This is a genomic window from Luteolibacter sp. AS25, assembly GCF_046736275.1.
In the GTDB taxonomy this organism is placed as follows: Bacteria; Verrucomicrobiota; Verrucomicrobiia; order Verrucomicrobiales; family Akkermansiaceae; genus Luteolibacter.
On sequence record NZ_CP151837.1, the window covers coordinates 2,916,759 to 2,929,215 of the forward strand.

General features: G+C 53.9%; 12 protein-coding genes. 4 read left to right on the forward strand and 8 right to left on the reverse strand.

The window, feature by feature from the left end; genetic code table 11:
* The first annotated feature begins 7 nt into the window (after positions 1-7).
* The gene (locus tag AAGA79_RS13410) at positions 8-673 is read left to right on the forward strand and encodes a vWA domain-containing protein (RefSeq protein ID WP_411826318.1); all 666 of its coding nucleotides are present in this window, start codon (positions 8-10) and stop codon (positions 671-673) included.
* Between the two features lie 153 nt (positions 674-826).
* On the opposite strand, the gene AAGA79_RS13415 is transcribed toward AAGA79_RS13410, so the two are convergent.
* Entirely contained in the window at positions 827-1,927 is a 1,101-nt protein-coding gene (locus tag AAGA79_RS13415) for an aminopeptidase (RefSeq protein ID WP_411826319.1), read from the reverse strand.
* 78 nt (positions 1,928-2,005) lie between these two features.
* Positions 2,006-3,394: a tetratricopeptide repeat protein gene (locus tag AAGA79_RS13420; RefSeq protein WP_411826320.1), complete on the reverse strand. Its 1,389-nt coding sequence runs from the start codon at positions 3,392-3,394 to the stop codon at positions 2,006-2,008.
* Positions 3,395-3,589: 195 nt separating this feature from the next.
* Here AAGA79_RS13420 and infA point away from each other — a divergent pair, with 195 nt between their 5' ends.
* Complete coding sequence (infA, locus tag AAGA79_RS13425; RefSeq protein WP_411826321.1) at positions 3,590-3,892, forward strand: translation initiation factor IF-1; 303 nt, start codon at positions 3,590-3,592, stop codon at positions 3,890-3,892.
* Positions 3,893-3,904: 12 nt separating this feature from the next.
* On the opposite strand, the gene lgt is transcribed toward infA, so the two are convergent.
* From lgt to AAGA79_RS13455, 6 genes are read right to left on the reverse strand one after another with little or no spacing between them, the layout of a single operon-like run.
* Entirely contained in the window at positions 3,905-4,936 is a 1,032-nt protein-coding gene (gene lgt, locus AAGA79_RS13430) for a prolipoprotein diacylglyceryl transferase (RefSeq protein WP_411826322.1), read from the reverse strand.
* 38 nt (positions 4,937-4,974) lie between these two features.
* The gene (locus AAGA79_RS13435; RefSeq protein WP_411826323.1) at positions 4,975-6,444 is read right to left on the reverse strand and encodes a hypothetical protein; all 1,470 of its coding nucleotides are present in this window, start codon (positions 6,442-6,444) and stop codon (positions 4,975-4,977) included.
* A gap of 9 nt (positions 6,445-6,453) precedes the next feature.
* Entirely contained in the window at positions 6,454-7,152 is a 699-nt protein-coding gene (locus AAGA79_RS13440; protein ID WP_411826324.1) for a hypothetical protein, read from the reverse strand.
* Between the two features lie 30 nt (positions 7,153-7,182).
* The gene (locus AAGA79_RS13445) at positions 7,183-7,476 is read right to left on the reverse strand and encodes an FmdB family zinc ribbon protein (protein ID WP_411826325.1); all 294 of its coding nucleotides are present in this window, start codon (positions 7,474-7,476) and stop codon (positions 7,183-7,185) included.
* Positions 7,477-7,519: 43 nt separating this feature from the next.
* Complete coding sequence (locus tag AAGA79_RS13450) at positions 7,520-7,792, reverse strand: acylphosphatase (RefSeq protein WP_411826326.1); 273 nt, start codon at positions 7,790-7,792, stop codon at positions 7,520-7,522.
* Positions 7,793-7,842: 50 nt separating this feature from the next.
* Positions 7,843-9,921, reverse strand: coding sequence for an ATP-binding protein (locus AAGA79_RS13455; protein WP_411826327.1), 2,079 nt, complete (start codon positions 9,919-9,921; stop codon positions 7,843-7,845).
* A 162-nt stretch (positions 9,922-10,083) separates the two neighbouring features.
* Between AAGA79_RS13455 and AAGA79_RS13460 the strand changes: the two genes are divergently transcribed.
* Both AAGA79_RS13460 and AAGA79_RS13465 read left to right on the forward strand, forming a co-directional pair.
* A complete protein-coding gene (locus tag AAGA79_RS13460; RefSeq protein ID WP_411826328.1) occupies positions 10,084-11,679 on the forward strand; it encodes an MFS transporter in 1,596 nt (531 codons plus the stop codon).
* 76 nt (positions 11,680-11,755) lie between these two features.
* Positions 11,756-12,430, forward strand: coding sequence for a M23 family metallopeptidase (locus AAGA79_RS13465; protein ID WP_411826329.1), 675 nt, complete (start codon positions 11,756-11,758; stop codon positions 12,428-12,430).
* Positions 12,431-12,457: the final 27 nt, after the last annotated feature.

Below are 12,457 nucleotides of genomic sequence, written 5' to 3' on the forward strand. Positions count from 1 at the left end.
CAAATACATGAAAACCGAATTAGCTTTCATCCTAGATCGCTCCATCAGCATGGAGTCCATACGCACAGCCGCCATCAACGGCTTCAATCAATTCCTGCGCGATCAGCAAAACTCTCCGGGCCAGACAAAACTAACCCTAGTCTACTTCGACTCGATCGTAGAAGTCCGCCACCTATCCCTACCAGTGGCCGAAATCCTTCCACTTGATCTGGAGAGCTACGTTCCGCAGGGCTCCACCTCCCTGCTCGATGCCATCGGCCGCACCATCGACAAGACCGGTCAACGCCTGTCCAAACTCCCCGAGGCCGACCGCCCGGACCACGTCTCAATCGCCATCCTTACCGACGGAGAGGAAAATTCCTCCACCAAATACACCTGGGCGGACATCGCGAAGCGCATCAAACACCAGACCGAAAAATACCAGTGGGAATTTCTCTTCCTCGGCGCCAATGCCGATGCCATCGCCACCGCTGGCAGGATGAACATCCAAATGTCCAACGCCGCCGCTTACGTCGCGGATGATGCCGGCTACGAAGCCGCCATGACCGGCATGACCCGGAAATCCCTCGCCTCACGGGCCTATAAACATGGCAACGCCACCGCAGAACAACTTCACGACGCGGCCGCTCCCATGAACGACATCGTCCGGGAAGAAGATCAAAGACGACGATAGTCGCCTCCTCCCACCAGAGAAAAATTTTCCTCCGTCGCGGCAAGTCCCACCATTTCTTTAATGATGAGACTCATTGCACACCGCGGCGGGGGAATCCCCCCCATTAAGCGACCGGGTATTTTCCGGAGCCCCTTCCGCGCTGGGTAGTGCTGTTTACCCGTTCAGCTTTTCGAGGTTCTTCGGCAGGAAGATACCGTCTTTACGGATCAGCTTGCCATCGAAGTAGATCTCACCGCCGCCATAGTCTTTGCGCTGGATATTGACCATGTCCCAATGGATCTGGCTGTGGTTGCCGTTATCGGCGATCTCGTAGGCTTGGCCCGGAGTAAAGTGGAATGACCCGGCGATCTTTTCATCAAACAGAATGTCACGCATCGGCTCGCGGATGACTGGATGAAAACCTAATGCAAATTCACCGATAAAACGGGCACCCTCGTCCGTATCCAGTATTCGGTTCAGCTCCTTCGACTTACTTCCGGCTTCTGCTTTGGTAATTTTTCCGTCGGTAAACTCCAAACGAATCGAATCGAAAGCGATTCCCTGATAAATCGTCGGAGCATTGTGACTGACATAGCCGTTCACGGAATCCTTCACAGGAGCAGTAAACACCTCACCGTCCGGAATATTGAAATTCCCCCCGCACACCACTGCCGGGATGTCCTTGATAGAGAATTTGAGGTCCGTGCCCGGGCCCAGAATGTGAACATCGTTCGTCTTTTCCATCAAGCGCTTGAGTGCGTTCATGGAGGGTAGCAGAGCCTTGTAATCCAGCAGACACACTTCGAAGTAGAAATCCTCGAATGCCTCAGTGCTCATATTCGCCTGCTGCGCCATGGACGCAGTTGGCCAGCGCAGCACGCACCACTTGGTTTTCTTCACGCGGTGATCAATCACCGGGCGCAAATGCTTCATCGCCAGTGCCATGTTCTTCTGCGGCACATCGGACGTTTCTGAAATGTTGTGACTCCCGCGCAGCGCGATGTAGGCATCCATATCCTTCATCTCAGCAAGAAGATGGGACGCCATGGTGCTATATTGCTCATCGGATGCATCATTGAGCATTTCGCGGGAAATCCTCGACTGATGTAGGCGAACAAATGGAAAAGCCTTCTTCTTTCTCACCTCCCGGATCAGCGCAACGCCGATTGAGTCCGGGACGTCATAGAGATCCAGCAGAACTTTCTCACCCTTCTTGATACCGGTGGAGTATCCGATGAGCTGCTTGGCGAGGGCTTCGATTCGGGAGTCGTGCATAAAGGGAGTTAAGCCTCAATTTTCAAAAAACAAACCTCCTTCTGCGATGATCGAGAAGGAGGTTTGGAAGAGTGTCGGTTACGAGTAGGAATTTTCCACCCGCTCGGCCACATCCCTGTAGCCATAATCCACCTCGTAGATCTGCTTGAAGCTATCGAGAGCTGCTTGCTTATCGTCCATTTCGCTGTGGATCAGACCTTTTTCGTAAAGGATTTCCTTCTTCGTTCCGTCCATTCCGTGGAGATCGGAGAGCGCGTCAGTCAGCTGCTTGATGGCGATGTCATACATGCTTTTCGCGCGGAATGTCCGGCCGAGAAGGAGCAGAACCTTGGTCCGGATATGTGGATTCCTTGTCGCTTGCTGGAGATGCGGAATCGCGGAGGTATGGTCGCCGGATTTGTAAAGTGCATTACCCAGCTCGTAGCGCAGTTGCGCATCCGTCGGGTTCTGGTCCACGCGGCGCTTCGCCTCGGCCACCTGCTCGGAAAGTCTCGCGGACCTGGCAGCCGCATATTGGGTTTTGAGCTCCTCATTTTCCGGATCAGCCGCGAGGCCTGCTTCCAGAGCAGTGAGCTCGGCTTCCAACGCGCGGTCGTGCATGGCCGCGGATTTTGTCTCCAGAGCCACGTCACCGTTGCTCAGCGAATGTGCCCAGTTGTAAAAGGTGTATGCATTCGCCCAGTCTTCCAGCTGCTCGTAGATTCCAGCCAGATTTTTGGAAGTGCTCAGACTATTCGGATCCGCATTGTATTTTTCAATCACGCTGTCGCGGCGAGCTTCCAGCTGGTCCTTCGTCAAACCGGTGCGGCCGGCTTTCTCCATCTCCTCGTTTCCGGCGGAATCACGCATGAGATCCTTCATGCTGCTGTTCTCATCCCACTTCTGCTTCTGCATGGAAGCGCGTGCGGATGCATCCTTCGCCCCCTTGACCGCCACGCCATCGGTGGGTGTCTGCTTGATGATATCGTTGTAGACCTCGGAAGCCTCGTTGGGCATCTCGCGGGAAAGATAAAAGTCAGCCAATTTGTGAAGCAATTTCACATTTTCAGGCTTGTGCGTCCGTATTGTTTCCAGTGCGAAAGCAGCAGTCTCATACATCTCCAGTTTAAGTGCGATATCGAACAGCAGATCGTTCGCCTGCTCACTGGTAGGGTCTTTTTCCAGTTCTTTTTCAATGAGAACCAGAGCCCCGGTTGGATCCTTTTTAGCTTGGCTGGCGATCTTCATTACCCCCATACCACCACCGGACATCCCGAAAAAACCCTTCTTCTTGCCTGATGTGCTTTGAAGCTGGATCGAGCATTTACGAAGGATTTTCCGCCCTTCCAGAAAGTTCGGAGCATCTTTCAGAACGGCTTGAAGGAGACTGGCCGCATAATCCAGATTCTTCATCTGGACAGCACTGAGTGCTTTTAGCCAGAGCGGCTTGATATTGGCTGGAAGTTCTTTTTCGGTAATTTCAGGCATAGTCGGGTATTTTTTAAAAATTCGCGCCTCTTAGTGAAGCGGCACGATCAAATTGGCCCCTCTAATATCACTTTGCAAGCATGCGCTTCCACCTTTTCGTGGTATAGTGTCAGTGATTTTGCCATTGCTGGCGGGGCAAAGGTCTGCTATCGGTCTCGCCCGCTGGCAATATCAGACATTTGCCAGCCTCCTATTATGCCTCCTAGAAACAACAAAAGACGCCGCAGTGGCGGAAGAAATCGCAATCGTAGCTTTGGTCCCAAGAAAAAGGTAGATCAGGATGGCGAAGAAAAAGCCGTGGAAGTCGAAGGCGAGATTTCATCCGTTCTGGCAGGAACCATGTTTCGGGTTAAGCTAGCCAGCGGCCACGAAGTTCTCGCACATATTTCCGGAAAAATGCGCAAACGTTTCATCCGGCTGGTTGTCGGTGACCGCGTAAAGATGGAAATGTCTCCTTACGATCTTACCAAGGCACGGATCGTCTTCCGTTTGGGCTGAGCCCGCTTTCCCTTATTGGCCGGTGACCACCGGCTTTCCTCTACCACGCCACGCCGTAATGAAAAACACGGCGGCGAATATGTAGAGGAAGAAGGAAAGAAACTGACCCTGGGTCAGGTAACCTTCCACCACCCATGCCGCATCCGGCTCGCGGAACTGTTCCACGAAGATCCGGAATGTGGCATATAGTGCAAAAAATAATCCGGTAATCACTCCATATGGGAGTTTCGGATATTTTAATCGCACGATCAGAAGAATGGCGAAAATCAGGCCTCCTTCCAGAAATCCTTCATACAGTTGTGATGGATGGCGACCCTCAAGATACGGTGCAATCGCATTCGTTACCGCCTCCGAGTGCCGGTTTGCATCCAGCAGGGAAAAGAAATAGGCCGAACGGTCACCCGACTGGCTACCATCCCCTCCGATGGATGCGATCGTATTGGCAAACACAGGATCCGCATCGATCGCTGCTGAAAGAGCCGCATCAAAGCGGCCGGATTCAGGAACCTTCGGGTCCATGAACGCTCCCGGGAATTTTACCGCCCAGGCCACCTTCTCAGCAACGCGCCCATAGAGCTCACCGTTGATGAAGTTTGCAATCCTTCCACACATCAAGCCAATCGGACCGACCACACAAAGTCCATCCGCCAGCCCCGCCCATGAAACCTTATGCTTTCTCGCATACCAGAAGGTGAAAATTGCCAGACCGAGTATCCCTCCATGGCTGGCCATTCCGCCTTCCCAAACGCGAAAGACCAGCATCGGATCCGCTAAAACACTACCAAACCCATCGCGGGGAATGTGATAAAATAGAATGTAACCAAGCCGTCCTCCCAAAAACACACCCAGCAAAGCCGCGGCGGCAATGAAATCAGCCGTCTTTTCCGGGGCCAGCACCCAGAGCTTTTTCTCCGCGAGTTTCTTCAGAACGAGGTAGCCGAGAAAAAAACCAGCGAGATACGCGAGGCCATACCAACGCAGGGCTATGCTCTCGGTAAATTGAAAGAGAATCGGGTCTAGCTGATGGACGTAAGTGGCGAACACAGCGGGAGCTTGTACCGAGTATTACAAAGGTCAAATCATCAAAACGGAAGGAACTGCGGATTCAATCCGAATTCATCCTTTTGCTCCTCCGGCATCGCAAACAATGGGTCCAGCCGGTCCAGATATTTTGATAGATCATCCTTTCTCCGTGTGGGATTTTCCTTGAGGCGTGCCTTGAGATTCAAATAGTCATCAAATACTCCGCTGGTCTCCCGTGCACGGGTAATTTCAAACCAATCGAGGAAATCCCGCGCCCGTTGCGCCTTTTCCAGCATCGTGGCACGAGTGGTCGCCAAGGTATTGACGGAAACCTGGAGATTCTCCGTATTTCCGTTCGAAAAGTCCTTCAGGAGCGCCTGATACTCCAGCAATAGAACGCGATAGGACGGGAAACAGCGATAACTCAGCCGAAGCAAATCCGCTTCGGCCTGCTTCACTGCCTCCATTCGTTTTACCTCGCCCAATGATGCCACGCTGGACCAGTCAGAAAACGGAATCTCCTCCATATTCCCATCCCCGTCCCTCGTCCGCAACCGCAGTGCCTCGTTCAACATCTGCTCCGTCTTCGCCACGCTGAACGCCTCGGTCAAGGGTGCGGTTCCCTTGTTGGCCAGCTGAAGCGCCCACCATTTCTCGAGACTGTTTTCCGAAAGGTTTAGATCCGGGAAATGCCTCCGGAGCAAAGCCGGCATTTCCCCTTGGAAATCAGGTATCTCGGTAAGAAATTCACGAATCCCGGCCTTTCCCTCCGGTTGCTCGAGCAATGCCATCACCAGAGCCCCCGATGAAACACGGAAGGCAGCACGCGACGCCGCATCAATCGTCTCGTATTCCACCGCGGATAATTCGAAGAGATCCTGGATCTTGAAAAGGCCCCCGTGCTGAAAGAGCGCATCGTATAGCCGCCGGTCCGTTTGCTTCAGCCGCCAGGCATTCGCCTCCTGCAGCCCTTCCACCAGCCATGGCGGAACCCGCAACCCCACCTCGGATTCCGCGAATTCACGGTTCCGCAAGCCCCGCGCGAAAACCAATGATTTATAAACAGCCTCCCGGAATTCCTCCCGCTGCAAACCTTGGCTGAGATTTACGTAAATTCTGATTTCATAGCCCTTCTCGCTAAAAGAAATTTTCAGCACCGTCGTCCGCAGCGGCACTGCCTCGCCCTCTTTGCCGCGCAGTTCTATCTTGATCGGCACCTCCCAATCATCGTCCTCTTCCGTGAGGCTCAGGAGCTCCTGCTTTGCCTCCTCCGCGAGATTCGCAGCAGCTCCGCGAACCGAGGAAGTTCCGCCGGAGATGCGGAATTGTTCCGAATGACTGACCACTGCCCCATCTTCGGAAAATTTCGGCAACAGATCCTCCACCGGAGTAGCCCTTGGCACCGGTTGCGCCTCCTCTGCCAAGGCGATCCCCGCGGTCTGTAACAACGTCCACATCACCACCCCCGACATTACCGAAGGCACTCGGCCCCGCCTCGGTTGCTTTTGATGATCCAGTGGGTTTTTCATCGAAGTTTCCTAGAACGCACCGCCAGTGCTCGTGGGCTGCTGGGGATCGAGAATCAGTCGGTCCTCTTCGATTTTGATGCGGGCCATGCGTTGGAAACCGAGTTCGATCTCAGGATCAAATGTCTCCGCAAGCTTTCTGAAATCTGCAAGAACGATCAGCAGGAAACCCTGTGGAACCACCACTTTCCCGAAGCGTCCTCCACGGGTCAGTTTTGGGAAATCATCGTGGAAAGGCCCGCCATGAAGGTGAATTTCAGTGGTGACACCATTGTCGCCATCGCGTTGCTCCACCTGCACGAACAAGGACGTGGTCAAAGCATGCCCCAAAACATCCCGCTCTATAATTACTTCAGCAATACCGTCGCCAAGCCTCACCCAAACGCGTTTCAGCGTGATCCACTCTCCCAATTCACCACCTTGGCGGGCTTTCAGCTGCTGCTCCAGCCATAGATTGATATCCTCTTCGGACAAGTTCACAGAGAAATCCCCCTCGATCGCCTTACGAAGGGCCACCTGGATATCACGAGGCTTCCGGGCCTCCCCGGTGCTCACCTGCGAATATCCTCCCAGATCAGAAAGATCCTGTGGCTGGGCGATGAAATAGATCACAGCCCCCAGACCTGCAAGAATCAGGAAAAAGATCAGCCCGAAGAGTTTCCCCAGACATCCACCCTTCTTTTCACCGCTGTCTTTATCTTTCTTTGCCATCTATCTCGTTCTTTTACTGATTGGGTTCTTCTATTTGGAATCACCTGCAGCCTTCGGCGCTGGCTTCGGCTTTTCGGCCTTCTTGGTATCGCTCGCCGCAGGCGCCTTATCAGCCTTTTCGCCGGATTTATAGGATGAGGAACGGTAATCCGTCTCATAAAACCCGGACCCCTTGAAGATAATACCACCACCTGTCCCCAACAGACGACGAACCTTTCCATCGCAGCCCTCCTGCGGACAATCGGTAAGCTTATCATCCTTCATGCTTTGGAAAATCTCGAACCGTTTTCCACACTCAAGGCACTCGTAATCGTAGTTTGGCATCGTCGTTATTTATAAGAAATCGAATCGGAAATCCACCGACCCTTCAGGAGACGATAGAGAAACCTTTCAGATCTGGCAACGGGGCAATTTCCTCCACGAGCACGTTTTTGATGTGATGCGCCACTGCGGAATCCTCCTGCAAATCCCTCAGAAACTCCCCCACCTCCGCATCCTCCCCGGCAATAATCAGCTCCACGCTTCCGTCCGGAAGATTCTTTACCGTCCCCAGCACGTCGAAACCCCGCGCAAGATCCTTCGTGGTATAGCGGAAACCCACTCCTTGCACCCGCCCTTCGTATATCACTCGTTTGGTCATTATATTGGAAACCTGAGGGCACGCATCCCGTTGTTCAAACAGGAATACATTTAAACCCCTGTCCTTTTCTCCAGAAATTTCTCCAATTCCTCGTAGAGATCCACCGGCCGTAGCGGCTTGCGGATATAGCCGTCGAAGGTATTTCTGAGGCGCCTTTCCTGCCCCATCATACTCGATGCTGTCACCGCGATCACCCGCGTATCCACCAGATCACTGTCGGAGGCTATCACCTCGCGGGCTTCCGTCCCGGACATACCCGGCATCCGGATATCCATGAGTACAATCCTCGGCTTCAGCTCGCTGCATTTCCTTACCGCTTCCGCGCCGTTTTTCGCTAGATGAATTTCGTGACCACTACCTTCCAGATATCCGCTCAAAAGCTCACGGTTCATCATATTGTCATCGACGATCAGAATTAATGACGGCTCAAAATCACTGAAATCGCTCGGCAGTAACTTCTCAGCTTCCAGTTGTGCCTCGCTGGTAGCCAGAACCCCGGGAATCTGCACGGTGAATGTGCTCCCGACGTGCTCCTCGCTCGTCACCCCGATCTCACCATTGCATAGCTCCACAATACTCTTGGAAATACTGAGTCCCAGCCCGGTGCCGCCCTCGGAGATTAATCCGGCACTCGCTCCCTGTTGGAACGGCTTGAAAATTTTTCCGAGATCTTCCTCGGCGATTCCCACCCCGGTGTCGGAAACCTCAATTTTCAGTAGAACTCTCCGCACATCCTCATCGTCGGCAACCGTCGAGATTACCATTTTCACAGCCCCCTTTTCGGTAAACTTCATCGCATTCCCGACAAGGTTCACAATCACCTGGCGGATTCTTTCCTCATCGATCGTCACGAGCTGTGGCACTGCCGGATCTATCGAGATGTCCAGCAACACACCTTTTTCTTCGAAGCGGTGGCTCAGCAGCAACCTCACCCGATCCGCCAATTGACGGATATCGCACGGCAGTGGATTCAGATCGATCTGGGCGGATTCAATTTTCGAAAGATCCAGAATATCATTGATTAAGTTCAGCAGCGAGGTCCCGCTATTACGGATGACGTCCAGATAGCGCCTTCCCTTATCACTCTGCACGTGGCCGTCCAGCAGCTCGGCAAAACCGATCACGGCATTCATCGGAGTCCGTATCTCATGGCTCATATTCGCGAGAAACCGGCTCTTTTCCCGGTCCGCCACCTCCGCACGGCGGCGGGATTGCTCCGCACGCTTCAGCGCCTCCGCAAGCTCACGCTCTTTCTCAAGCCGCTCGGTAATATCAGTAAAAATCACCACCCCTCCCAGTGCTTCCCCATTTCGGGTCACCGGAGTGGAATGATATTCCACCGGAAAACTTGTCCCGTCTTTCCTCCAGAAATACTCCCCGGAAATATTCGCCACCTCGTCCTCTTTCATCCCCAGATAAATCGGACATTCATGCTCTTCGAATACACTTCCGTCAGCACAGGTGTGGTGGATCAGCCGATGCATATTCTTACCGAGAATTTCAGCGGGACTATCATATCCCAGCATCTCCGCACATTTGCGGTTACTAAAAGTGCAGTTCCCGTGCATATCCATCCCATAGATCCCTTCGCCTGCGGATTGCAGCAATAGATCCAGTCTCTCCGCTCCCTCCGCGGCATCCTTGCGGGCAACCCTTAGCTCGATCTCGGTGGTCACTACCGCCGCCAAATCCTCCACCAGAGCAATTTCCGCATCCGTCCAGTCCCGTGCTTTGAAATCCAGCACACAGAAGGATCCGATCACGTGCCCGTCTCCAGCCAGAATTGGAAAACCCAGATAAGCATTCACCCCCAGCTCCCCCACCGCCAGATTCGCCTTCACCAGCGGATGCTCAAGTGAGTTCCTGACGATCAATGCCTTCGCGGAATTTACCACATGCTGGCAAAACGAATGCGTGAGCGGGGTTTCGCGCAGACCCGCCAACTCCTGGGGCAGTCCGCACGCACTTTTGAAAAATTGGCGCTGCTCATCCACCAGAGAGACCAAAGCAACCGGCACCCCCAATACCCGTCTCGCCAGGTTACTGATCCTATCAAAGGAATCCTCCGGCGCTGTATCCAGCAGCCCTGTTTCACGCAACGCCACCAGACGCGCCGCATCTTTTACCATATCGTACTCGCCTAACACTCACGAAACTTCTGATTCATCCCATAAATCGTCAACCCTGAACGATTTGGAAAATTCGGGCCACCCAACGCCTCGGAACTTTCACCGGAAGACTTGCCACCACGGGAAAGAATCGATAATCCATAAAAGTATCATAAAAAACCTATGGATAAGACACAACCCATCGCACCAAACGCCTCCCGTCTCCTCTGGGCCGGATTCATGGCAATCCTCGCCGCCGGAGTCGGCTTTGCCATCCGTGGCGCCATCTTTGACAACTGGGGCAAAGAATACGGATTCACAGGCGCACAGCTGGGGGCCATCGGCGGCGCCGGCTTCATCGGCTTCTGCTTCGGAATCATCGGCGGTGGATTTGTTGTAGATAAGCTCGGCTACGGGAAACTCGTTGTAGTAGCTCTATTATGTCACGTCCTCTCGGCCTTCGTTACATTTGGCGCCAGCAGCCCGGATACCGCATATACCTTCCTCTACTGGGGTATGTTTCTCTTCGCTTTCGCGAACGGCACGCTCGAGGCTGTTGCCAATCCACTCGTCTCCACCCTCTTCCCGAAACAGCGCACCCATTACCTTAATATTCTTCACGCTGCATGGCCGCTCGGCATGATCCTCGGCGTCGTCGCAGCGTGGATTCTCGATGATAAAATGGGAATCAACTGGAAACTCCAGCTCGCCCTCTACCTCATCCCCACCCTCGGCTACGGCCTGATGTTCCTCGGCCAGAAATACCCGAAATCGGAAGCCGTTGAAAAAGGTGCAAGCCTTCTCGAAATGCTCAAACCGGTCGGCATGATCGGCTCTCTTGTAGTCTGCTACCTTCTAGCACTTTTCTTCGGGGATCTCTTCAAAACCGCCGCTCCGGATCAGGCGAACCTCATCGGATACGGCATCGGCGGCATCCTCCTTATCGCCGTTGCAGTCCTCACCAAGTTTTCAATCGGCTCCTTCCTGCTCTTCGTTCTTTTCGTCACCCACGCGCTTATCGGCGCCGTAGAGCTCGGCACAGACGGCTGGATCCAGAATATTACCGGAAACCTTTTCACATCCGAGCAAGGGAAATACCTCTTCCTCTGGACATCCGTCATCATGTTCGGTCTCCGCTTTTCCGCACACTGGCTCGAGACCAAGCTTAAACTCTCACCCGTCGGCCTGCTGCTCGTCTGCTCCATTCTCGGCTTCATCGGCCTCAACCTCGCCAGCGGCATGACCACCTTCGGCATGGCCCTTGTCGCGCTCGGCATCTACGCAGTCGGGAAAACATTCTTCTGGCCAACTATGCTCGCAATCGTCGGCGACCGCTTCCCACACACCGGCGGTCTGGCCATGTCCATCATCGGCGGCATCGGTATGATGTCGGCCGGCCTCATCGGCACTCCCGGCCTCGGCTACGCGAAGGACCGTTTCGCCGGTGAAGCTCTGGAAAAATCAGCACCCGCCACCTATGAGGAATACAAGGCGGAAACCCCATCCACCTTCCTCAATATTCCGGCCACCTCCACCTATGGCCTCGACGGCACCAAACTCGCTGCCGCCAAGGATTCCACCGAGCGCACGGATGCCGAGACCGAAGTCGTGGTCGCCGACCAACAGGGAGACCGCGATACACTGAAGGCAGATAGCTTCATCCCGCTCACAATGGCCTGCATATTCCTCATACTTTTCATCTACTTCAAAACGCTCGGAGGTTATAAGCCACTGAGTATCGAAGAGATGGCCGGCGGTATAGAGGGCCCGGTCCGCTAGACACCACACAGCGTTTCGGAAGCAGCTTGTTTCTTTTCCCTTGCTTCAAACTGATCGTCGGCTGAAATTCGGAACAATGTCGCCCGATCTAAAAATCGCCTCCCGGGGATCAATGCACAAACTGCTTCTGTTCGTTCTCCTGGCCTCTGCTTTCCTTTTTTCGAACAACTCGAACGCAGAGCGCATCAAACTTGCCGATGGCTTCGACTTCCCGGTCGGGAAGCCCGATGCTTCCGGATACTACAAGGCCCGCGGCCTCCGTCTCCGCTCCCCCACCCATTTCGGGGAGGACTGGAACGGTCGTGCTGGCGGCGATAGCGATCTCGGGGATCCCGTCTACTGCATTGGCACCGGTATCGTCACCTTCGCCCACAATGTCCGTCAGGGCTGGGGAAACGTAGTCCTCATCCGTCACGCCTACCGCGATCCTGCCAGCGGAAAAGTGAAATTCGTGGATTCCCTCTACGGTCACCTCGATCGGATCATGGTCAAAGTCGGCCAGGAACTGAAAAGAGGAGATCAGGTCGGCACCATCGGAAGTAATTTCGGAATGTATCCCGCCCATCTTCATTTTGAAATCCGCCACAATATCAATATCGGAATGCAGCGGAATGCAGCCCCCTCCGATTACGCGAACTGGGCGGATCCTACCGACTTCATCAACAAATACCGCCGTCTCAATCGGGAATGGCGCGGAGTCACCGTCCCCACCGGCACCTATCAGGAATACAAGGGCTTCAAAGGCCTTTGAAGTTGTGCTACGCCACGGCATACACAT

What these genes read in the sequence shown, in the direction of transcription:
- AAGA79_RS13410 (WP_411826318.1), top strand. Translation starts at nt 8, where the DNA reads ATGAAAACCGAATTAGCTTTCATCCTAGATCGCTCCATCAGCATGGAG.
- AAGA79_RS13415 (WP_411826319.1), bottom strand. Translation starts at nt 1,927, where the DNA reads ATGCACGACTCCCGAATCGAAGCCCTCGCCAAGCAGCTCATCGGATAC.
- AAGA79_RS13420 (WP_411826320.1), bottom strand. Translation starts at nt 3,394, where the DNA reads ATGCCTGAAATTACCGAAAAAGAACTTCCAGCCAATATCAAGCCGCTC.
- infA (WP_411826321.1), top strand. Translation starts at nt 3,590, where the DNA reads ATGCCTCCTAGAAACAACAAAAGACGCCGCAGTGGCGGAAGAAATCGC.
- AAGA79_RS13435 (WP_411826323.1), bottom strand. Translation starts at nt 6,444, where the DNA reads ATGAAAAACCCACTGGATCATCAAAAGCAACCGAGGCGGGGCCGAGTG.
- AAGA79_RS13440 (WP_411826324.1), bottom strand. Translation starts at nt 7,152, where the DNA reads ATGGCAAAGAAAGATAAAGACAGCGGTGAAAAGAAGGGTGGATGTCTG.
- AAGA79_RS13445 (WP_411826325.1), bottom strand. Translation starts at nt 7,476, where the DNA reads ATGCCAAACTACGATTACGAGTGCCTTGAGTGTGGAAAACGGTTCGAG.
- AAGA79_RS13450 (WP_411826326.1), bottom strand. Translation starts at nt 7,792, where the DNA reads ATGACCAAACGAGTGATATACGAAGGGCGGGTGCAAGGAGTGGGTTTC.
- AAGA79_RS13455 (WP_411826327.1), bottom strand. Translation starts at nt 9,921, where the DNA reads ATGGTAAAAGATGCGGCGCGTCTGGTGGCGTTGCGTGAAACAGGGCTG.
- AAGA79_RS13460 (WP_411826328.1), top strand. Translation starts at nt 10,084, where the DNA reads ATGGATAAGACACAACCCATCGCACCAAACGCCTCCCGTCTCCTCTGG.
- AAGA79_RS13465 (WP_411826329.1), top strand. Translation starts at nt 11,756, where the DNA reads ATGTCGCCCGATCTAAAAATCGCCTCCCGGGGATCAATGCACAAACTG.